This window comes from Streptomyces ferrugineus (genome assembly GCF_015160855.1).
In the GTDB taxonomy this organism is placed as follows: domain Bacteria; phylum Actinomycetota; class Actinomycetes; order Streptomycetales; family Streptomycetaceae; genus Streptomyces; species Streptomyces ferrugineus.
The window spans coordinates 9,694,759-9,714,273 of the sequence record NZ_CP063373.1 but is presented as its reverse complement, the minus strand read 5'-3'; the positions used below and the strand labels follow the sequence as shown (position 1 = coordinate 9,714,273).

The following is a 19,515-nucleotide window of genomic DNA, read 5'->3' as shown; positions in this document are numbered from 1 at the left end:
TCCCCAGCCCACCTCAGCGCCACCGGCACCGGTGCGGATCACCCGTCAGGGGTGACCCGGCGGGCGGCCGTCCACGCGAGGCTGGCCCGGTGAGGGTGGAACACACCGTCCCGTCGGTGGCCCGGTGGTGGCCGGCCGTATCACGCGAGGAGGAGCCATGACCGTGTCGCGTGATACGGCACCGGACCCCGGAGCCGATCCTCTGACCGGCGGGACGGAACCCGCCCCGGGCCAGGAGGCCGAACGGCTGCTGGCGCAGCTCGGCAACTCCTGGCTCTGGCTGCTGGGGTCGGCGGTGGCGGCGCTGGTGCCGGGCATCCTGGCCCTGGTCTGGCCGGATGTGACCCTGCACGCCCTGGCGGTGATCATCGGGCTGTATCTGCTGGTGACGGGCGGATTCCGGTTCGTCGCCTCGTTCGCCCGGGAACAGGGCGACCGCCATCTGGGGCTGCTCGCGGCGGCCCTGTACGTCCTCGCCGGGGTGCTGAGCCTGCGCCACCCGCTCCAGACCATCGCCGCCCTCTCCCTGATCGTCGGCGCCGTCTGGGTCGTGACGGGCATGTTCACCGCCTGGACGGCCCTCGCCGCCAAGGGCCTGCCGCACCGCGCCTTCCTCCTCGGTGCCGGGATGCTCGGCGTCGTCGCGGGCATCGTGGTGCTGGCCCTGCCCAGCGAGTCCGCCGTCGTCCTGACCCGGCTGGTCGGCCTGTGGCTGCTGCTGCTCGGGCTCGCCGAGCTGGGCGTCGCCCTCGCCTGGCGGTCCGCGCTGCGCCGGGCACGCTTCACCCGCCCCGGGTGAGGCCGTTCCCGTTGAGCATGCGCACGCTGAGATCGGCGGGAACGGCAGACGGTCCCCCGCCCGGGACGGAGGCAGACGATGAGCACGCACACGTACCTCGCCTACGACTATCCGCTGCTGAGCATGTTCTGGACGCTGCTGTGGTTCTTCCTGTGGGTCATGTGGTTCGTCCTGCTCTTCCGGATCATCGGCGACATCTTCCGCGACGACAGCCTGAGCGGCTGGGGCAAGACCGGCTGGCTGGCCTTCTGCATCGTGCTGCCCTTCCTCGGCGTGTTCGTCTACCTCATCGCCCGCGGCAGGGAGATGGGCCGCCGCGAGATCTCCCACGCCCGGGCACAGCAGCGGGCGTTCGACGACTACGTCCGTGAGACCGCGGCCGCCGGCGGGGCCACGCGGCCCAGCAGCGCCGAGGAACTCGCCAGGCTCTCCGAGATGCGCAGCCACGGCGACATCACGGACGACGAGTTCCGCCGCGCCAAGGAGCTCGTCCTGAGCGGCTCAGGCCCCTCTCACCCCTGACCGCCCACAAGCCCGACAACCCCGAGCACGCACAAAGAAACGAGGCACCACCATGGCCGCACCAGAGACGAGGCAGGCGGGGACGACGAAGTACGCCTGGGCCGCTGGCCTGACGGTCTTCGCAGCCGTCATGCTCACCATCGCCGGACTCATCGCCGTCTTCCGCGGGATCATGGGCATCGCCGAGGACGACGTCTTCGTCGCCACCCGCAACTACGTCTTCGAGTTCGACCTCACCGGTTGGGGCTGGGTCCATCTCATCCTGGGCGCGATCGCCGTGATCATCGGCATCGGGCTGTTCCAGCCGTCGCTGTGGGCCCGGGTCGCCGGCGTGGGCGTCGCAGGCCTGATCATCATCGCCAACTTCCTCTCCCTGCCGTACTACCCGGTGTGGTCGGTCGTCATGATCGCGATGTCCGGGTTCATCATCTGGGCCCTGTGCGTCGCACGGAGGGAGGACTTCAGGGCGTAGCCCGCGGGCTACGCCCTGGTCACTGCCCCTGAGGCCGGGGCCGCTCCGGGCTCGGCGTGACGGTCTCCCCCCGGATCACCCGGGGCGTCGTCCGGTCGTCCTCGTCCCGCGCCGCCCTGGCCTCGGCCTTGAGGATGCGGGCCGACTTGCCCGCCGAGCGGGTCAGTTCGGGCAGCTTCTTCGCGCAGAGGACGGCTATGACGACGATGAGGATGATCGCGAGTTCGCTCAGTCCGAACATGGGGTCCTGTCCTCCTGGTGAGCCTGGTACTGCGCTTCAGCTTCGCACGTGGATCGGTCGCTCGGCCCTTTCCTTCCTTCCCTACGATGTACCGCTCGATGTATCCCACATGACGGGCGCACCAGCGGAGGGGAGACAGGGCATGGCGGATCACCGGCGGGGTTCCCGGCGCCGGGGGCAGGGCGAGCTGGAGGCGCTGGTCCTGTCGGCGCTGCGGGAGGCCGACGGCCCGGCGACGGCCGGCTGGGTGCGGGAGCGGCTCGGCGGGGACCTCGCCCATACGACGGTGATCACCATCCTGACCCGGCTGCTGGCCAAGGGCGCGGTGACCCGCGAGCGCACCGGCCGCTCCTTCGCCTGGACCCCGGCCTCCGACCAGGCGGGCCTCGCGGCGCACCGGATGCGCAGGGTGCTGGACGCCGAGAACGACCGGGAGGCGGTGCTGGCCAGCTTCGTCACGGGTCTGGGGCCGGACGACGAGCGGCTGCTGCGCGAGCTGCTGGGGGACTCCCCGAGCGGCGGGGAAGACTGACGCCGTATGGGGGTCTTCGTCTTTCTGCCGCTCGTCCTGCCGCTCACGGCCTGGCCGATCGCCCGCCTCGCCGAACAGCATCTGCACCCCCGCACCGCGACCCGGCTGCTCACCGGCGTCGCCGCGGTGATGGCGGTGTGCAGCACGGTGTGCCTCGGCCTGGTGATGGTCGTGGGCACCGCCCAGCTGCCCGGCAACCCCCTGCCCGACGGCTGGTCGGATCCCGAGGTGCGGGCGGCGGTGCCGTACGACGAGGTGGTCGGCAGGGCGGCGATCCCGGCGCTGTGCGCGGTGGTCGTCGCCTGCGCCCGCGCCCTGTGGCGGCACGCCCGGGTACGCCGCCACGCCCACCGGGCACTGGCCGGGCTGCCGGCGACCGGGGTGGCCGTACTCCCCGACGCACTGCCGTACGCCTACGCCCTGCCCGGCGGACGCCGTGACCGGGTGGTGGTGACCACGGGCCTGCTGGACCACCTCGAGCCCGCCGAACGCAGGGCGCTGTTCGCCCACGAGCGGGCCCACCTGGCCGCCCGACACCACCGTTTCCTGCTCACCGTCCAACTCGCCGCGCACGCCAACCCGTTCCTGCGCCCGCTGCGTACGGCGGTGTCGTACACGGCGGAACGCTGGGCCGACGAGGAGGCCGCCCGGGCGGTCGGCAGCCGCCGGACGGTCGCCCGCGCCATCGGCAGGGCGGCGCTGGTGTCCCGGGGTGCCCCGGCCGCGACCCTGGCCGGCCTCGCGGCGCCGGGGCCGGTGCCGCGCCGGGTGGCCGCGCTGCTGGGGCCGGCGCCGGTGGCGCGGCGCTGGCCGTCGCTGTTCACCTCGGTGGGGCTGGCGGCGTGGGGCGCGGCCGCGGGGACGGCCGTATCGGCGATGTCGTCCGCGAACTCGGCGGTGACGATGGTCCTCATCCTGCGCGCGGCGACGCCTCTGTGAGCACGGCCGTGTCGGCCGGGCCCGTCAGAGGTCGAACTCGTGCGGCGGCAGGCCGAGCGCGTAGCACGCCTCGCGGACCACGGCCTGCTCGTCCTTGTCGAAGTCGCCGTCGGCGCCGCCGATGACGATGCCGATCTGGACGACGGCGCGCGCCTCGGCGGGCTTCTTCTTCGCCTTGGCGATCTCCTGCAGCACGCTCACCCTGCCGAAGTCGAAGTCGGCGGTGAGCCGGTCGAGGTTCTCCTCGAAGCGGCGGCGCAGGTCGTCGGCGGGGAAGTTCCGCAGCACCTCGTTGGAGGCGATCAGTTGGGCCACCCGCTGCCGCTCGGAGGGGTCGACGGTGCCGTCCGCGGCGGCGACGAGCGCGCACATCGCCATGCTCGCGTCCCGGAAGGCGCCGCTCTTGAGGTCGTTCTTCCTCGCCACCAGCTGGGTCTGCATCGTCGACGCGGATTCCCTGACGCGGTCCCACAGGGCCATGAGAGCTCCATAAGGTCGTTTCTTCTACAGTGCTGTAGAAGCTATCAGGTGTGTGAGGCGGCCCGGGTTGGCCGGATCGTGGGCTTGAGGGAGGGCTCGGCCGTGTGGTTAGGGTGCTGGCAATGCTTCGCGCTGACGCCACATCGGCACCACACGCCCCTGCCGTACCGGGACCACGGCGGGAGTCGCGGCCGTCCGCGGGGGCGGCGACCAGACCGGCGGCGCGGCGGGACCCATTTCTGGACAACGCCAAGTACCTGGCGATCGTGCTGGTCGCGGTGGGCCACGCCTGGGAGCCCCTGCGGGCGGGCAGCAGGACCGTCACCGCGCTCTACATGCTCGTCTACGCCTTCCACATGCCGGTGTTCGCCGTGATCTCGGGCTATCTGTCGCGCGGTTTCGAGGCGACCCCGAGAAACCTCGGCCGCCTGCTGACCCGGCTCGCGCTCCCCTACGTGGTGTTCGAGGTGGCATACACCCTGTTCACCCGCTGGACCAGCGAGGACCCCGACCGCCCGATCAGCCTCCTCGACCCGCTGTACCTGACCTGGTTCCTGATGGCCCTGTTCATCTGGCGCCTGACGACACCGGTCTGGAAGGCCCTGCGATGGCCGCTCCCCGTGGCCCTCGCCCTCGCCGCCGCGGCGACACTCTCCCCGTCCATCGGGGACGACCTCAACCTCCAGCGGGTGCTTCAGTTCCTGCCGTACTTCGTGCTGGGGCTGTGCCTGAAGCCCGGGCAGGTCGGCCTGGTGCACCGCCGCGAGGCCCGCCTCCTGGCCGTACCGGTCTTCGTCTGCGCGCTGCTCCTGGCCTACTGGGCGGTGCCGAGGATGAACTACGCCTGGTTCTTCCACAACGACAGCGCCGCATCCCTCGCGGCACCCGCCTGGTACGGCCCGGTCATGACCCTGGCCACCTTCGGCTGCTCGATCACCCTGACCGCCTGCTTCCTGGCCTGGGTGCCCCGCCGCCGCACGCCCTTCACGATCCTCGGCGCGGGCACGCTGTACGGCTATCTGCTGCACGGCTTCATCGCCCAGGGCGCCGAGTACGCCGACTGGTACGACGCCGCGTGGCTCCACCGGCCGACCGGCGCACTCGTGGTCACCCTCACCGCCGCCGCGATCATGACGGCGCTGTGCACGCCGCCTGTGCAGCGCACGTTCCGGTGCGTGCTGGAACCGCGGATGCGGTGGGCCTTCCGGCCGCGATCAGGCCCCTGACCCACTAACGTCGCGGGCATGAACGCTGCACGACACGGCGGACCGGCGGTGACGGGTGCTCGCCTGGGGCGGATGGCGGGGTGGGCGGTGGGTGCGGGCGGCGGGCTTGCCGCCGTGTACCTGGGGCTGGTGACCGGGGCGTTGTCCGTCGATGTGGGTGTGGGGCGGCGGATCCGGCCGCTGGGACCGCGGACGGTGGATGTCGCGGCGCCCCGGGAGGTGGTCTTCGACGTGGTGGCGGGGCCGTATCTGGGGCGGACCCCGCGGGCGATGCGGGGGAAGCTGAACGTGCTGGAGCGCGGGAGCGATCTGGTGCTGGCCGAGCACTTCACGCCACTCGCGGGCGGGCGGCTGACGGCGGTGACCGTGGAGACGGTGCGCTTCACCCGGCCCGAGCGGATCGACTTCCGGCTGGTCCGGGGCCCGGTGCCGCAGGTGACGGAGTCCTTCGTGTTCGGCGGGCGGGAGGCGGGCACGCGTGTGGTGTACGAGGGGGAGCTGGGCACCGACCTGTGGCGGGCCGGGGCCTGGTGGGGCGGGCTGGTGGCCGCCCGCTGGGAGGCGGCGGTCGCCGGGTCGCTCGCCTCGGTCAAGGAGGAGGCGGAGCGCCGGGCGGGGCGGTGAGCGGCGCTACGGCTCCGTCCGGCCGCCGAGCGAGGCGAGCGCCGCGGTCACCGTCCCGCGCAGTGCCGCCGCGTCGGCTCCGGCGCGGGAGCGGAGGTTGACGCCGTAGGCGAGGAGCGCCAGCAGCTCGGCCGCGGCTGCCGGATCCGTCCCCGGGGCGAGCTGCCCGAGCGCCCCGGCCTTGACGAGCGCGGCGTGCATCGCGTCCCGCAGCTGCTGGTGGTGCCGGTCGAGGAGGCCTCGGACGTCCTGGTCGCCGTTCTCGGCGCCGGCGTGCGCGTTGGAGACCATGCAGCCCCAGCGGGCGTACTCGCCCGAGCAGCGGGCCTCGATCAGGCCGGCGAAGAAGTCGGCGAGGGCGGGCAGGCCCCGCTCGTCCTCGGCCAGGCGGCGGAACGCCGGCTGGGAGCGTCGCTCGATGTAGCGGCGCAGCGCGGCGCGGTACAGCTCCTGCTTGCCGCCGAAGGTGGCGTAGAGGCTGGAGCGGTTGAGCCCGGTCGCCGTCACGACGTCCTGGATGCCGGTCGAGGCCACGCCTTGGCGCCAGAACAGCCGGACCACGGTGTCCAGGGCCGTGTCCGGGTCGAAGTGCTTGATGTCCGGCACGTCTCACCCCGCCATCTTGAAACGAGGGTTTCAGGATACGCCCGACAGAGCTATCTTGGAACGGTCGTTCCGAGTTCCGTTCCGAGTCGATCGAGTCGTGCCTCAGGAGGTCCCTTTCCATGACCCTCAACGCCGAGCTTCGAGCCTTCTACGCGTCCCGTCAGCAGCAGATCCCCGCCGAGATACGCGCCGTCATGCGCCGCGCCGGGCAGGAGCTCGCCGACTCCGGCCAGGCCGACCGCGCCCTGACCGCCGGCGCCCGGGCCCCTCGGTTCACGCTCCCCTCGGCGACCGGGCGGACGGTGGCCCTGGACGAGCTGCTCGCCGACGGCCCGGTCGTGCTGACCTTCTACCGCGGTGCCTGGTGCCCGTACTGCAACATCACCCTGCGCGCGCTCCAACAGCACCACGACGCGATCACCGCCCGCGGCGCCCGCCTGGTGGCCGTCTCCCCGCAGATCCCCGACGAGTCCCTGACCCTCACCGAGAAGCACGACCTCGCCTTCGACGTCCTCAGCGACCTCGGCTCCGACACCGCCCAGCAGTACGGCATCGCCTTCGACCTGCCCGACGACCTCGCCGCCGTCTACGACAAGCTCGGCTTCGACCTCCAGCGCGTCAACGACGGCCACCCGCGCACGCTGCCGCTGCCCGCCACGTACGTCATCGACCGCGCCGGCGTGATCCGCTGGGCCTTCGTCAACACCGACTACACCGCCCGCGCCGAACCGGCCGACATCCTCGCCGCCCTCGACGCGCTGGACTGAGCCGTCCGGGCTCCTGCCCGAGCCATCCGGGCTCCTGCCCGGGCGCCGGGTCCGGTCGGCTACCGGCTACTTGGGCGCCAGGCTCGCCGCGAACGCGTGCCCCTCGTCGATCCACGCGGCCAGCACGTCGTCCTCCGCGACGGCCTCGCCCGCGACCACGACCCAGCCACGCATCGGACGGCCGGTCATGTCGAAGATCCGTGTCCCCGGCCGGGCCAACGCCGCGTCGGTGCCGTCCGGACCCACGCGGACCATGAGGTCGTCGCCGGTGACGCCGACGGCCATGTTGCCCTGGTACAGGAAGGCGATCCCGCCGAACATGCGCTTCTCGTCGATGCCGGGATCCGCGCCGAGCCGCTCGCGGATCCGCTCGGCCAGTTGCTCGTCGTACGCCATCAGAGGCCTCCTTGCTCCTCGGTGAGCCTGCGTTCGAGGTCGCGCAGGTCCTTGGTGAGCGAGGAGCGGACCTGGCGGGCGAACAGGGGCGCGGCCAGGCGCAGCGGGCCGCCGGGTCCGCCCCGGACGCGGATGGCGGCGAGAGTACCGCGCGGGTGCGGGTCGAAGGAGTACGTCACCCGCATCGGCATGGGAGCGACCACGGAGACCATGTCCAGCAGCCGCGGTGGCTCGTAGGCGGCCACGCGCAGGACATAGTCGATGCGCCGGCCGAGGAAGCGGGCGGTGCGGGTGACCTCGGCGCCCGTCCCGAACCCGCCGCCGTCCGCCGGCCGGGTCAGCTCCGCCGTGCGGATGCCCTGCGTCCACTCGGCGTCGTGGCGCCAGTCCATGGCGTACAGCGCCACCTGCTCGGGCGGCAGCGGGATCTCGCGCCGCACGGTCACGTCGATGGTCATCGCCCTGCCACCCTGTGCTCGTGCCTCGGGCTCCGGTCGGGTGCCCCTCCCAGCATGGCCGTGATCGCCGGCCGACGCCCCCGCCGTCGCACCGTACCCTCCCTCGGGACGCGCCCCCGTCAGCGGCGCAGCGCGTGCCGCACGGCGACGAGTACCTGCAGCGCGGCGGCCGGACGCAGCAGCGCGGGCCTGGGCCGGTCGGGCATGCCGCCGCGGCGCACACCCACGGCGGTGACCGCGACGACGGGCCCCAGCCACGCGCCGAGCGCCGCGGCCCGTACCGTACGGCTGGGTTCGTGCCGCAGCACGAGCCAGGTCCAGAAGGCGGCGTCGGCGAGGGAGTCGGCGTAGTCGCCGAACGGGGACACGGTGCCCCGGCGGCGGGCCAGGCGGCCGTCGGCCAGGTCGAGCCCGACGGCCAGCAGGCCCGACCAGCGGCTGTCCCCGAGGGCCGTGGCGGGGAGGTTGCCGCGCAGCAGGGTGATCACATCGGCCGTCGAGAGCCGGTCGCGGTGCTCCAGCAGACCCAGATGCAGGACGGTGAGCGTCCAGCTGGTGGCCACCCAGGCCCGGCCTCCGGGTGCTCGGGCGGCCGTGAACAGCAGCCCGTGCAGGGCGCCGGCCTGCGCGAACGCGGAGGGGCGCCGGGCCGCCTGGCGCATCGACCGGTGAGCGGACAGCCGCAGGAACCGCCCGACGGCACCGGGCCGCCACCGGCCGGCGCGCAGCACGTCCAGCAGGGCGTCGGTCGCCGCACGGCTGTCGGTGAGCTCGTCCACGGGTACGGACACGGCCGGCGTTCCTCCTCGTGTCCTCGTCCTCGGGCCTCCGCGGTGTTCCGCACTCACCGTAGGCCGCCGGCTTGGTGGGCGCGCTTACGGTTCGCGGCCGCCGTACGGCCGTAGCGTCGTGGACGTGGTGCCGTACGCCCGTAGCGTCGTGGACGTGGTGCCGTACGGCCGTAGCGTCGTGGGCGTGGTGCCGTACGACGACGGTGAAGCGGAGGCGAGGAGACGATGACGGTGAACCAGCCGGCGCGACCGGTCCCGTCGGCGGCGACGGACGACGCCCGTACGAAGCGGGACCGGGAGGAGGTGTTCATCGAGTTCACCAAGTCGATCTGCCCGCTGTGCAAGACGCCCGTCGACGCCCAGGTCAACATCCGCGAGAACAAGGTCTATCTGCGCAAACGCTGCCGCGAACACGGCGAGTTCGAGGCGCACGTCTACGGGGACGCCGAGGAGTACATGGCCTCGGCCCGCTTCAACAAGCCGGGCACGATTCCCCTGGCCGTTCAGACCGAGGTGCGGGACGGCTGCCCGAGCGACTGCGGGCTGTGCCCGGAGCACAAGCAGCACGCCTGCCTGGGCGTCATCGAGGTCAACACCGGCTGCAACCTGGACTGCCCGATCTGCTTCGCCGACTCCGGCCACCAGCCCGACGGCTACGCCCTCACCCGCGAACAGTGTGCGGCCATGCTGGACGTGTTCGTCGCCTCGGAGGGAGAGGCGGAGGTGGTGATGTTCTCCGGCGGGGAGCCCACCATCCACAAGCACATCCTCGACTTCATCGACCTGGCCCAGGCCCGCCCGATCAAGAACGTCACCCTCAACACCAACGGCATCCGACTGGCCACCGACCACCGCTTCGTAGCCGAACTCGGCAAGCGCAACCGGACGCCCGGCCACTCCGTGAACGTCTACCTCCAGTTCGACGGCTTCGACGAGCGCACCCACCTGGAGATCCGGGGCCGGGACCTGCGCACACTCAAGCGGCGGGCGCTGGACAACTGCGCCACGGCCGGACTGACCGTCACCCTGGTCGCCGCCGTCGAACGCGGCCTGAACGAGCACGAGCTGGGCGACATCATCGAGTACGGCATCGACCACCCGGCCGTCCGCTCGGTGGCGTTCCAGCCGGTCACCCACTCGGGCCGGCACGTGGAGTTCGACCCGCTGAAGCGGCTCACCAACCCCGACGTGATCCGGCTCATCAACGCCCAGCGCCCGCAGTGGTTCGCCAAGGGCGACTTCTTCCCCGTGCCCTGCTGCTTCCCCACCTGCCGCTCCGTCACCTACCTCCTCGTCGACGGCGCACCCGGCGACCGCACCGTCGTCCCCATCCCGCGGCTGCTGAACGTGGAGGACCACCTCGACTACGTCACCAACCGCGTCCTGCCCGACGCCGGCATCCGCGAGGCCCTGGAGAAGCTCTGGTCGGCCTCCGCGTTCATGGGCACGGAGACGACCGAGGAGCAGCTGCGGGCCACCGCCGAGGCCCTGGACTGCGCGGACGCCTGCGGCATCGACCTGCCGGAAGCGGTGAAGAACCTCAGCGACAAGGCGTTCATGATCGTCGTACAGGACTTCCAGGACCCCTACACCCTCAACGTCAAACAGCTCATGAAGTGCTGCGTCGAGGAGATCACACCGGACGGCCGGCTCATCCCGTTCTGCGCCTACAACTCCGTCGGCTACCGCGAGCAGATCCGCGCGGCGATGTCCGGAGTGCCCGTCGCCGACGTCGCCCCCAACGCCCTGCCCCTCGCCGACCGCCTCACCGACACCCCGTACGGCTCCAAGACGGCACGCACGGAACGGAGTTCATGATGCCCCGCGACGACGACCTCAAGGCATGTTGTGCGGCGGCGTACTCCTCCGACGCGGTCACCCTGCTCCTCGGCGACTCCTACCACCCCGGCGGCACCACCCTCACCCGCCGCCTCGCCGACACCCTCGGCCTGGTCCCCGGCAACCGGGTCCTGGACGTCGCCTCCGGGCGCGGCACCACCGCCCTGCTCCTCGCCGATGCCTACGGCGTGCACGTGGACGGCGTGGACTACTCCCCGGCCAACACCGCCCTCGCCCAGGGCGCCGCCGCGGCCACCGGGCTCACCGAACGGGTCGCCTTCACCACCGGCGACGCCGAGCAACTGCCCTACCCGGACGGGGCGTTCGACGCCGTGATCTGCGAATGCGCCCTGTGCACCTTCCCCGACAAGACGAAAGCGGCTGCCGAGTTCGCCCGTGTCCTCAGTCCCGGCGGCCGGCTCGGCATCACCGACGTCACCGCCGCCCCCGACCGGCTGCCCCCCGAACTCATCACGCTCACCGCACGCATCGCCTGCATCGCCGACGCCCGCCCTCCGGCCGAATACACCCACCTCCTGGCAACCGCAGGATTGCGCACCACCCGCACCGAGCGCCACGACCAGGCGATGCTGCGCATGATCGACCAGATCGAGGCCCGCCTGAACCTCCTCCGGCTGACCGCCCCGGACAGACTCACCGCAGCCGGCCTCGACCTGAACGCGACCCCGGCCATCCTGACCGCGACCCGAACCGCCGTCTCCGCCGGCACCCTCGGCTACACCCTCCTCGTGGCGGAGAAGCCCCGGGCGGCGTAGGGCCTGTCCGGCGGATCATGTGACCGTTGCGGGCCCGGCGCCAGCAAGATCCACCTCACCGGTGAAGGCGGACGCCACCCGCCGGCCTCGCCGGTCACGCCGGGTCAGCGAGGTGCCCCCCGCGGTCACGAGGTTCGACAAGCATGCCTGCGCCTCCCACGGCACCGTCACCGTCACCGCCGCGTCGACCGGACTCCGGCTCCGCCGGTGACCAGCCGCAGGAACCTAGACACCGGTCCGTCCGTCGACGAGCTCTCGCACGATGTCGAGATGCCCGTTGTGTCGGGAGATCTCTTCCATGAGGTGGAGCATCACCCAGCGGAGATCCACGTGGCGGCCGTCGCTGATGGGGCGCTTGGCCCTTGAGTCCAAGTCGTGGTCGGACAGCAGGCGACGGTAACGGTCGCTCTGCTCCTTATATTCGGCGAGCAGCTGGGGCAACGGGATGTCGACCGCCGTCCGCATCTCGGGGTCGGGGTCGTCGTCGCTCGCCTGTGTGAGCGGACCCGCCGGTTCCTCTCCCAGGAACATCACTTGGACCCAGTGGTGCTCGACCCACCGCAGATGGCTGATCAGCCCGCACAGGGTCATCAGGGGTGAGCCGGGAAGCGGGGCACTGCGGGCGTCTGACGCGGACACGCCCTCGCACTTGGCTCGCGCCGTGTCACGGGCGTAGTCCAGGAAGGTGATCAGCTGCGTACGTTCGTCCCAGGTGGGAGGCGTATCGGTTCGTTGCGTCATCGCGGGGAGTCTCCCGCAGGCCGGAGCGGCGGTCGAGTGATTAATGAGCGCGACCCTGTCGAGTAGTGCGTCATCGCGGGGGCGCGGTCTCACCGCGTGCGCCGGTCGCCGGGCCGCTGCTGTACGTATGACAGAGGGCCCGGTGCCACTTACACACCAGGCCCTCTGACCAGCGTCGGGGTGGCGGGATTTGAACCCACGACCTCTTCGTCCCGAACGAAGGGCATACAGGCCCGATGCCTGCCAATGCTGACGTTTGTGCAGGTCAGGGCGTTGGTCTCGGTTGGGTTGGGATGGCCACGGAGAGACTCTGGGAGAAGATCATCTCCCAGATTTCTCCCAAGGGGTGGTGTGGCAGCACGCTTGCCGTGTCGGCATGGCGCATTGCGTCGGCGAATTTGCGCTGACTCGCTGGGTAATCGCCTGGCAGCAGCAGACCGTGTACTGCGGATCAACGAACCGTAGCTACGTGATCGCGGCGGCCCAGCACAATGTTGCGCCATCGTTCCCGGGGCTGTTGTTCCCCGTCGATCCACTGTGCCTGCACGGTGTTCGAGGGAAGCGGGAGGTCGCCCATGAAGTGCGCGATTTCGACGTAGTAGGCGTAGTAGCCGTTTTGTGTGAGTTCGCGCAGGCGGGTGATGCTGGCCGCGAGGTTGTCCTGGGCGTCAAGGACCGCGTGGTGGAAGCACAGGGCCAGTTGCAGTTTGGCTGCGGCGTAGGAGATGCCGGAGACGCCGATTTCTGCGAGTTGGACGGCCGCTCGGTCAGGCAGGTCTGAGGCGAATCCTGCGTCGCGCACGAGTGTGGCGATGCGAGCGGTCATCTCGTTGGAGCGCAGGCTGAGGGGCGACAGCAGCCGGTCCGCGAGGTCGAGTTCGTCGTCGGCCCGAAGCGGGTCGACGAAGGATACGGCGAAGGCGAGATGTGCCTGGGCCACGGCGGTTTCGCCGACCACGCCGTGTTCTTCGGCTTCGCTCCGGGCCGCCAGATACGCGGCTGCCGCCTGCTCCATGTCTCCCTGCACCCACCACACGTCCCCCAGCACCCGATGGTGCCGTCCAGCCCAGCCCAGACTCCCCGCGGCCTCCACCGCTGCGGGAAAATCTCCGGACACTCGGCTCAGGTGCGCCAGGCCCCGCTGAGCGGCGGAAGCGAGCCGACCGCCGGCGGATGCGACACGCTGCATGCCGCGACGCGAATCGTCGGTCAACCCGAGATCCCGCTGGGCCTTCGCCCGGTAATACGTGGGCAGTTCGGCCAGGCCATCGGGGAGCAACCCCAATGCAAGGACGGCGGCGAGCCGACTGACCGTGCGTCCACGGTGTTCATGCTGGCGCCGGGCGATGGCACTGAGGGTTTCCACCAGGGCATCCGCAGCAGTCCGCCTGCCCCTCGGCGACGCGGCATCGGCAGCGGGGAGCACCAGCGGCTCCCAGATCGAGTCCTCTACGTACTGGAAGGCGGCATCGGCGAGCCAGCCGAGATCGAGCTGGAAGTCCCGTGCGAGGAGCAGTCCTTGCTGGAGGCAGCCGACCAGGACGGCGCGGTTGCGCCGCGGGTCCTGGCGCCACTCTGATTCCAGAGCGTGGAAGGCGCGTTGGGCCGCGCGCTGCCAGTCCTGCTCCGACCAGCGGTCGTCACTGCCGTCGTCCGCGTTGCGAATGGCGGCGCGGATCAGGTCGTGAACATGGAAGGGCCACACACCGGAGGGGGACTCCCGGATGAAGGGGCGCTGGGCCAAGCGCAGAGCAGGCGCGTCGTGCTGCATGCCGGCGGCCTGGGTGGCCAGGGCCACAGAGAACGCGCTGAGCAGGCTGACCGAGCGGAGTACGTGGCGTTCCTCGGCCGTCAGGTCTCTGAGAGTACGGGCGATCAGGGCCGGGAAGTCATGCTCGAAGTCCGTGACCTGCGGCTGACTACCGATGCGCCGAAGCTCCAGGTAGCGCATGACCGACAGGTCCAGGTACAGCGGCAGACCGTGGGAGCGCTCGGCGATGATCCGGCGGATCGGTTCGTCGATGACTGGCTGCCCGTCGCGGTTGAGCCTACGGGCCAGATAGTCCTCGCAGTCTTCGGGGGAGAAGTCGCCGATCAGGATCTGGCGGCCGGATACGCCCGACCCGGCATGTGCGATGTCGGGGACGAGGTCGGGCCAGGAGTACGGCCCGGTCCAGTCGAGTTGCCCTTCGAGGCTCGTCTCCGCCCACTGAAGGCGATTGCGTCCCGTGACGACGAAGAACGTGTTGGGCATCAGCCACACGATCCGCTGGAGCAGGCGCTCGAAGTCACGGTTGGTGCGGTCGCCGCTGTCCTCGAAGGTGTCCAGCAGGATCACAGGCAGTGCGCTCTTGTCGGCCGGGAGTTGGGCCAAGTCCCAGGCGAGAAGGTGCGGGTAGAAGCTGAGAGCGTCCAGGTCGGGCTCGGCTTCCAGGAGATCGGTCAGACGGGAGCAGCCGGCGAGTGCGCGTACGGACTGGCGCCGCTCGCGTAACGCCTTGATGAGCGCTCCGGCCCCGTGTCCGAGCGCGCTCCCGACGGTGCCGGGCAGCAGCAGGGCCTGGGCGACGTCGCTCAGGGCTGACTGCATCTGCTGCGGCAGAGCGGCAGCGGCGCTGAAGCGGCTCAGCAGCCCGCCCCGGCGCAGGTAGTCCTCGATCGGCTCGCCCGGGTGGTTGTGCTCCCAGTAGCGGCGCAGGGCGAGGTCGAAGGCGGGCATCGGCCGGCCGACCGCGGCGACGGCCAGGCGGATGGTGAGGATGACGCGTTCGAAGTCCATGCCCGCGGCGCGCGCGAGGTCGATGCGGACCGGTAGCGTCCGCTCCTCGGGGTGGGACGGGGATTCCCATTGCACGGGACGGTGCTCGCTGCCGGCGAGCGACGCCTCGATCTTGCGGGAGAGTGTGGACTTGCCGATCCCGCCCACTCCGTGGAACACGAGGATGTTGCGGCGGGGAGCTTCCAGGTCCTCCACGTCGAAGTCCGAGCGGGTCACATGCCGCACGTGATCGGCGAGGCCGGCCGTCACCGCCTGCCACTGCGCCTGCCGGTTCGTGAACGCCTCATTGGCGGCGATGCTCCGGTCGTTCGAGCTGAACAGCGTTCGAAGGTCCCGCCCTGCCACCGCTCCCCCTGACGATCAACTGGAGCCAATCTATGCTCCCTTGAGCGCAGGCTGACAAGCGCGTATTCAGGCACGGTCTGTAGGTCGCACCCAGCACACGGTAGCTGAGCGCTGGATCGCGTCCCATGAAGTGGTGTAGCCGGGTGTGGTCCCGGAACGCGCGGGTGTCTGCCCGGGGCGTGCATCCGTCGACCGTGCATGCTCCCTGAGCAAGGGCAGGCCATCGCGCAAGTCTCCCTGGTGAACGGGCAGTTCAACCGGAGGAGCACGCGATGGCCTTGTCCCAGTCTGAGCTGATGCGGCTGCTGGAGTCACTACGTCGGGCCGACGGAGTTGAAGCAATCAGGGTGGTGTGTGAGCGCATCCTGCAGGAACTCATCGAGGCCGAGGCGACTGAGGCCATTGGGGCTGCCCCGCGTGAGCACTCGCAGACGCGCACTACATGGCGCAACGGACACCGCGAGAGGCTGCTGACTACGCAGGCCGGCGATCTGGATCTGAAGATTCCCAAGGTGCGGACCGGGTCGTTCTTCCCCTCGCTGCTGGAGCGGCGCCGGCGCATTGACCGGGCGCTGTTCGCCGTGGTGATGGAGGCATACGTGCACGGGGTCTCGACCCGCTCGGTCGACGACCTGGTCAAAGCACTCGGTGCGGACAGCGGGATCTCCAAGTCCGAGGTCTCCCGGATCTGCGGCGAACTCGACGAGGAACTGACCGCGTTCAAGGAACGGCCACTGGATCACACCGTCTTCCCCTACGTCTTCCTGGACGCGACCTACTGCAAGGCGAGGGTCAACCATCGGATCGCCTCGCAGGCCGTGGTCATCGCGACCGGGATCTCCGCCACCGGGCACCGCGAGATTCTCGGCCTGATGGTCGGCGACAGCGAGTCGAAGCCGTTCTGGACGAAGTTCCTGCGGTCCTTACGCGCCCGTGGCCTGGAGAACGTCCAGCTGGTGATCTCCGACAGCCACAGCGGTCTGGTGGCCGCGATCCGCACGGTCTTCCTCGGCGCGGCCTGGCAAAGGTGCCGAGTTCACTTCGTCCGCGACGTCTTCAGCGTGATCGAGAAGGGCTCAGGGGAGATGGTCGCTGCCACCATCCGCACCATCTTCGCGCAGACCACCGGCGAGCAGGTGCGCACCCAGCTGGACGTGGTGGCCGACATGCTCGGACGGCAGTTCCCGCAGGTCAAGAAGATGCTGCTGGATGCGGCGACGGACATCACCGCGTTCGCGGACTTCCCGCCGGCGCACTGGAAGAAGATCTGGTCGACCAACCCGCTGGAGCGGCTGAACCGGGAGATCAAACGACGGGCCGACGTCGTCCAGGTCTTCCCCAACCCCGCCGCCCTGGACCGACTCGCCGCCGCGGTCCTGGCCGAACTCCACGACGAATGGCAGGTCTTCGACCGCCGCTACCTCTCCGAAGCCTCCATGGCCGAGCTCTTCGCCACCAAACGAACCGAACCCGAACCGCAGATCACCCCACAACCGGAACCGAAACAACTGCCGTGACTACACCACCCAGCGGGACATGACCGAGCGCTGGAACCTCGCCGCCAATCGCTGTCACGAACAGCGGTCGCCCGAGCTCCGCTATGAAGGGCGCCCCTGAGACCGTGTCCCGATTACCGCCAGTCGTCCTACACGCCCCAAGCGAGCGCCGTTCCTGCGCAGCGTTCAGCTGCAGCCCCTTTCCGAGGGAGCGGAATTCGGTCAATCCCTGCTCTGCACAGAGAGTTGAGCGCATTGTGGCGTTTGTGATCTGGTGATTGTCGGAATTCACCGTGATGATGCCCGCCGGATCGGCGAACGGGGGCGGCATGGCATTGGGGTGGGGGCTGCGGGCCCAGGGACGGGCCGGGGGAGGGGTCGTCGAGGGGCCGGCGGTGCCGATTCAGGTCGACCCCACGACCTCTGGTGCGGGCCGTGCCGGCGAGGTGGACCCAACCTCTTCTGAGGTGACCAGGCTGCTGTGCCAGGCCGTCTACACGCGTCCTGACCGAGTGGCAGCGGTCAAGGCGTGGTGGCGCAAATTCCGAGGCAAGGGCAAGAAGCCGAACAAGCCTCGTCGCAGCACCCGTAGACGCATCTACCTGGAGGGCAGCGACGATTGCCCGCCGCTGGGCGAGCCTGTGGCGCAGTGGGTGGTGGACCACGTGCTGCACGGGCCGCCGCTGCCTGTTCCGTCGTACGGATTCGACCTCGTACCCGTGATGGCGCACAGTCTGCGTGCCCGGCGACGTCGGTGGGCTCGACGATTGGCGGTGCTGTTCCTCGCTGCCCTCGTGATGTACGCGGCACCGCGGGCGGCCGTCGTCTGGGCAGTGGTCGCCCTGGTGGCTCTCCTGATGCGGTGGGCCGCGTACCGGGCGATACGCAAGGGAAGAAAGTCGCGGCTGGCCGGTTCGCCCCGGGTGGCGTATCTCGTGCTGTGCATCCCATGGGTGCTCGCGGTTGTTCCATACGAGCCAGTCGGTGGCGAAGTCGTCGCCCTGCGGATCGGGCTTCTCGTATTGCCGTTCGCGCTGCTGGTCGGAGCCGCGCTGGCCTGTGTTGGTGACCGGCTCGCGGCGCGGGCGGCGCTGGCCCGGCTCGTCCGGGATGGCGTGTCGCCCGATCGGCTGCCCTGGGCCGCCCCGAAGGGCGCACGCCGGATGGCGCACATAGGCAACGAACAGGCGAGGCGGGAGCTGCCGTACGACGAGCCCGAAAACTTCGTGGGAGCCGGGCGCGACGTGTGGGGTTCCGCCGACATCGACATCCCCTTGAAGCCCAAGGACCCGGAAGAATCGGTCAAGTCGTTCGGAGAAGCCGAACTGTTGCGGCGGATGGGCGGGGCGCTGCGGGAGCTGGGGCGCGGGGCCCGGGAAATCACTGATCCGCTGCCTGGTTTCTCCGTCACGGAGGTGCTCGGTCTGCCGTCGGCGCTGTGGCTGCGGCGCACCCGCGCGGCGAAACTGGAGCTGCCGGACCTGCGAGGTCGGGGACGCCGGTCACCCTCCAGCGTGCCGGACCGGTTGTATCTGCGGGCGCAGTGTGTCAGCTGGGACGGCCAGGTCGTGGTCAGCGTGTTCGTCCACGCCGCGCTGGAGGCGGGCGAACTGCGGCTCACCGTACGGCCACACGTGATGACACCCCTGTACAACGAACTGCGGGTGACCGACACCCCCATCGCCAAGCGCGGGACACGGCTGCTCGGCTGGGCCATAACGCAGTCTTTCTTGGACGCCGCTGCGGGCCCCCTCGCGCTGTGGCGCTTCGTGGCGCGGCTTGGGCGCGGCGAGCAGGCCGAGGACGGCCGCGCTGAGGAAAAGGATCCGGTCAGTCTGCGCGATCGATACTCCAGTGAAGAAGTCACCGACATGCACCAGAGCGACGACGCCAAAAGGCACGTCGTGTTGATGCAGACCTGCATCTTTCGGACCGTCGCCGAGTATCTCGACGACCTGGGCGTTGACACCGCTCCGTACGAGCGGCAGGTGGCCGCGGTCATCACCAACATCCAGGTGTACGGCGACAACAACGCACCCATTCAGAACGTCGCGGGCAGCGACATCCGCGGGGTCGGCCAGAGCAACGGCAATCAGGGAGGCAAGTGATGATGGTGGGACGGCGTCGCCCCGAACCGGAGCAGGGACACGGCTCGGGTATCAGCATCGGTGGCAACAACAACGCCCCGAATCAGAACGTCGTGGGGCAGAACATCTCCCACGTATACCAGTCCGCGACTGTCCAGGGCGCCGTCGACGTCGAGGCCGTACGAGACCTTCTCGCCTCGTTCCGTGCCGACGTGGAGCGCAACGAGGCGGGCCTGGCCAACGCGGCGGTCCTGCGTGCCATGGCGGACACCGTTGACACCTCGCTGGCTGCGCCCGACGCACAGGTCGGCGTACTTCGGGGGGTCGCCCAGGCACTTCCCGCCCTGGTGGCGGGAACCGTGGTTCAGCATGGCGGTGATGCCCTTGCCAACGCCATTGCCGGATGGCTGAGTTGAGGCGTTGAACATTGCGGGGGCCACGGCGGAGACAAGGATCAGCCGTTCCGGGTGTTGTCTGCGGCCGATCCAGATCGCGGGCGGAGGCGGCTGAGTGGGTGAGTCGGTGGCCACGCCGGAGGCTGCCTGCGGCGATCCCGGATGCACTCGCGCTCGACTTGGGGCACGTGAAGGGCACGGTGC

21 protein-coding genes are annotated in these 19,515 nt (G+C 70.4%); 13 read left to right on the top strand and 8 right to left on the bottom strand.

Going from position 1 to position 19,515, the window contains the following annotated elements; genetic code table 11:
• The first annotated feature begins 157 nt into the window (after positions 1-157).
• The 3 genes from IM697_RS43260 (at position 158) to IM697_RS43250 (ending at position 1,793) form a co-directional block, all read left to right on the top strand.
• On the top strand, positions 158-799 hold the full coding sequence (locus IM697_RS43260) for an HdeD family acid-resistance protein (RefSeq protein ID WP_194042977.1): 642 nt from the start codon (positions 158-160) through the stop codon (positions 797-799).
• A 78-nt stretch (positions 800-877) separates the two neighbouring features.
• Entirely contained in the window at positions 878-1,321 is a 444-nt protein-coding gene (locus IM697_RS43255; protein WP_194042975.1) for an SHOCT domain-containing protein, read from the top strand.
• Between the two features lie 52 nt (positions 1,322-1,373).
• Entirely contained in the window at positions 1,374-1,793 is a 420-nt protein-coding gene (locus IM697_RS43250) for a DUF7144 family membrane protein (protein ID WP_194042974.1), read from the top strand.
• A gap of 19 nt (positions 1,794-1,812) precedes the next feature.
• On the opposite strand, the gene IM697_RS43245 is transcribed toward IM697_RS43250, so the two are convergent.
• A complete protein-coding gene (locus IM697_RS43245) occupies positions 1,813-2,034 on the bottom strand; it encodes a twin-arginine translocase TatA/TatE family subunit (RefSeq protein WP_194042972.1) in 222 nt (73 codons plus the stop codon).
• Between the two features lie 142 nt (positions 2,035-2,176).
• On the opposite strand from IM697_RS43245, the gene IM697_RS43240 reads away from it, so the two are divergent.
• Both IM697_RS43240 and IM697_RS43235 read left to right on the top strand, forming a co-directional pair.
• A complete protein-coding gene (locus IM697_RS43240; RefSeq protein ID WP_194042970.1) occupies positions 2,177-2,566 on the top strand; it encodes a BlaI/MecI/CopY family transcriptional regulator in 390 nt (129 codons plus the stop codon).
• A 6-nt stretch (positions 2,567-2,572) separates the two neighbouring features.
• On the top strand, positions 2,573-3,505 hold the full coding sequence (locus IM697_RS43235) for a M56 family metallopeptidase (protein ID WP_194042968.1): 933 nt from the start codon (positions 2,573-2,575) through the stop codon (positions 3,503-3,505).
• A gap of 24 nt (positions 3,506-3,529) precedes the next feature.
• On the opposite strand, the gene IM697_RS43230 is transcribed toward IM697_RS43235, so the two are convergent.
• On the bottom strand, positions 3,530-3,985 hold the full coding sequence (locus IM697_RS43230; protein ID WP_194042966.1) for a tellurite resistance TerB family protein: 456 nt from the start codon (positions 3,983-3,985) through the stop codon (positions 3,530-3,532).
• 122 nt (positions 3,986-4,107) lie between these two features.
• Here IM697_RS43230 and IM697_RS43225 point away from each other — a divergent pair, with 122 nt between their 5' ends.
• Both IM697_RS43225 and IM697_RS43220 read left to right on the top strand, forming a co-directional pair.
• A complete protein-coding gene (locus IM697_RS43225) occupies positions 4,108-5,211 on the top strand; it encodes an acyltransferase family protein (protein ID WP_194042964.1) in 1,104 nt (367 codons plus the stop codon).
• A gap of 18 nt (positions 5,212-5,229) precedes the next feature.
• A complete protein-coding gene (locus IM697_RS43220; protein ID WP_228044413.1) occupies positions 5,230-5,835 on the top strand; it encodes an SRPBCC family protein in 606 nt (201 codons plus the stop codon).
• Between the two features lie 6 nt (positions 5,836-5,841).
• On the opposite strand, the gene IM697_RS43215 is transcribed toward IM697_RS43220, so the two are convergent.
• Positions 5,842-6,441 carry a TetR/AcrR family transcriptional regulator gene (locus IM697_RS43215; RefSeq protein WP_194042962.1) on the bottom strand — a complete coding sequence of 200 codons (600 nt, stop codon included), beginning with the start codon at positions 6,439-6,441 and terminating at the stop codon, positions 5,842-5,844.
• Between the two features lie 119 nt (positions 6,442-6,560).
• Between IM697_RS43215 and IM697_RS43210 the strand changes: the two genes are divergently transcribed.
• Positions 6,561-7,208 carry a peroxiredoxin-like family protein gene (locus tag IM697_RS43210; RefSeq protein WP_194042960.1) on the top strand — a complete coding sequence of 216 codons (648 nt, stop codon included), beginning with the start codon at positions 6,561-6,563 and terminating at the stop codon, positions 7,206-7,208.
• A gap of 66 nt (positions 7,209-7,274) precedes the next feature.
• Here the strand turns inward: IM697_RS43210 and IM697_RS43205 are convergent, their stop codons facing one another.
• The 3 genes from IM697_RS43205 to IM697_RS43195 form a co-directional block, all read right to left on the bottom strand.
• Positions 7,275-7,604 (bottom strand): TfoX/Sxy family protein, encoded by a 330-nt coding sequence (locus IM697_RS43205; protein WP_194042958.1) that lies wholly within the window; start codon positions 7,602-7,604, stop codon positions 7,275-7,277.
• Positions 7,604-8,062, bottom strand: coding sequence for an SRPBCC family protein (locus tag IM697_RS43200; RefSeq protein WP_194042957.1), 459 nt, complete (start codon positions 8,060-8,062; stop codon positions 7,604-7,606). The genes IM697_RS43205 and IM697_RS43200 overlap by 1 nt, the downstream gene beginning before the upstream one ends.
• Positions 8,063-8,181: 119 nt before the next feature.
• Positions 8,182-8,853, bottom strand: coding sequence for a CDP-alcohol phosphatidyltransferase family protein (locus IM697_RS43195; protein ID WP_194042955.1), 672 nt, complete (start codon positions 8,851-8,853; stop codon positions 8,182-8,184).
• Between the two features lie 225 nt (positions 8,854-9,078).
• Here IM697_RS43195 and IM697_RS43190 point away from each other — a divergent pair, with 225 nt between their 5' ends.
• Both IM697_RS43190 and IM697_RS43185 read left to right on the top strand, forming a co-directional pair.
• A complete protein-coding gene (locus tag IM697_RS43190; protein ID WP_194042953.1) occupies positions 9,079-10,671 on the top strand; it encodes a radical SAM protein in 1,593 nt (530 codons plus the stop codon).
• Positions 10,668-11,468 (top strand): class I SAM-dependent methyltransferase, encoded by an 801-nt coding sequence (locus IM697_RS43185; RefSeq protein WP_228044412.1) that lies wholly within the window; start codon positions 10,668-10,670, stop codon positions 11,466-11,468. Before IM697_RS43190 ends, IM697_RS43185 begins: the two co-directional genes overlap by 4 nt.
• 225 nt (positions 11,469-11,693) lie before the next feature.
• On the opposite strand, the gene IM697_RS43180 is transcribed toward IM697_RS43185, so the two are convergent.
• Together IM697_RS43180 and IM697_RS43175 are read right to left on the bottom strand one after the other, a co-directional pair.
• Positions 11,694-12,209, bottom strand: coding sequence for a DinB family protein (locus IM697_RS43180; RefSeq protein WP_194042951.1), 516 nt, complete (start codon positions 12,207-12,209; stop codon positions 11,694-11,696).
• Between the two features lie 451 nt (positions 12,210-12,660).
• Complete coding sequence (locus IM697_RS43175) at positions 12,661-15,333, bottom strand: ATP/GTP-binding protein (RefSeq protein ID WP_194042949.1); 2,673 nt, start codon at positions 15,331-15,333, stop codon at positions 12,661-12,663.
• 272 nt (positions 15,334-15,605) lie between these two features.
• Here IM697_RS43175 and IM697_RS43170 point away from each other — a divergent pair, with 272 nt between their 5' ends.
• The 3 genes from IM697_RS43170 to IM697_RS43160 all read left to right on the top strand — a co-directional run bounded on the left by IM697_RS43170 (position 15,606) and on the right by IM697_RS43160 (position 19,332).
• On the top strand, positions 15,606-16,850 hold the full coding sequence (locus IM697_RS43170) for an IS256 family transposase (RefSeq protein ID WP_194037738.1): 1,245 nt from the start codon (positions 15,606-15,608) through the stop codon (positions 16,848-16,850).
• A gap of 257 nt (positions 16,851-17,107) precedes the next feature.
• Positions 17,108-18,937 (top strand): hypothetical protein, encoded by a 1,830-nt coding sequence (locus IM697_RS45320; RefSeq protein WP_228044411.1) that lies wholly within the window; start codon positions 17,108-17,110, stop codon positions 18,935-18,937.
• Positions 18,937-19,332 (top strand): hypothetical protein, encoded by a 396-nt coding sequence (locus tag IM697_RS43160; RefSeq protein ID WP_194042947.1) that lies wholly within the window; start codon positions 18,937-18,939, stop codon positions 19,330-19,332. The genes IM697_RS45320 and IM697_RS43160 overlap by 1 nt, the downstream gene beginning before the upstream one ends.
• Positions 19,333-19,515: the final 183 nt, after the last annotated feature.

Excerpts from the sequence above, each read along its gene's own strand:
- IM697_RS43260 (WP_194042977.1), top strand. The coding sequence starts at position 158 with ATGACCGTGTCGCGTGATACGGCACCGGACCCCGGAGCCGATCCTCTG.
- IM697_RS43255 (WP_194042975.1), top strand. The coding sequence starts at position 878 with ATGAGCACGCACACGTACCTCGCCTACGACTATCCGCTGCTGAGCATG.
- IM697_RS43250 (WP_194042974.1), top strand. The coding sequence starts at position 1,374 with ATGGCCGCACCAGAGACGAGGCAGGCGGGGACGACGAAGTACGCCTGG.
- IM697_RS43245 (WP_194042972.1), bottom strand. The coding sequence starts at position 2,034 with ATGTTCGGACTGAGCGAACTCGCGATCATCCTCATCGTCGTCATAGCC.
- IM697_RS43240 (WP_194042970.1), top strand. The coding sequence starts at position 2,177 with ATGGCGGATCACCGGCGGGGTTCCCGGCGCCGGGGGCAGGGCGAGCTG.
- IM697_RS43235 (WP_194042968.1), top strand. The coding sequence starts at position 2,573 with ATGGGGGTCTTCGTCTTTCTGCCGCTCGTCCTGCCGCTCACGGCCTGG.
- IM697_RS43230 (WP_194042966.1), bottom strand. The coding sequence starts at position 3,985 with ATGGCCCTGTGGGACCGCGTCAGGGAATCCGCGTCGACGATGCAGACC.
- IM697_RS43225 (WP_194042964.1), top strand. The coding sequence starts at position 4,108 with ATGCTTCGCGCTGACGCCACATCGGCACCACACGCCCCTGCCGTACCG.
- IM697_RS43220 (WP_228044413.1), top strand. The coding sequence starts at position 5,230 with ATGAACGCTGCACGACACGGCGGACCGGCGGTGACGGGTGCTCGCCTG.
- IM697_RS43210 (WP_194042960.1), top strand. The coding sequence starts at position 6,561 with ATGACCCTCAACGCCGAGCTTCGAGCCTTCTACGCGTCCCGTCAGCAG.
- IM697_RS43205 (WP_194042958.1), bottom strand. The coding sequence starts at position 7,604 with ATGGCGTACGACGAGCAACTGGCCGAGCGGATCCGCGAGCGGCTCGGC.
- IM697_RS43200 (WP_194042957.1), bottom strand. The coding sequence starts at position 8,062 with ATGACCATCGACGTGACCGTGCGGCGCGAGATCCCGCTGCCGCCCGAG.
- IM697_RS43190 (WP_194042953.1), top strand. The coding sequence starts at position 9,079 with ATGACGGTGAACCAGCCGGCGCGACCGGTCCCGTCGGCGGCGACGGAC.
- IM697_RS43185 (WP_228044412.1), top strand. The coding sequence starts at position 10,668 with ATGATGCCCCGCGACGACGACCTCAAGGCATGTTGTGCGGCGGCGTAC.
- IM697_RS43180 (WP_194042951.1), bottom strand. The coding sequence starts at position 12,209 with ATGACGCAACGAACCGATACGCCTCCCACCTGGGACGAACGTACGCAG.
- IM697_RS43170 (WP_194037738.1), top strand. The coding sequence starts at position 15,606 with ATGGCCTTGTCCCAGTCTGAGCTGATGCGGCTGCTGGAGTCACTACGT.
- IM697_RS43160 (WP_194042947.1), top strand. The coding sequence starts at position 18,937 with ATGATGGTGGGACGGCGTCGCCCCGAACCGGAGCAGGGACACGGCTCG.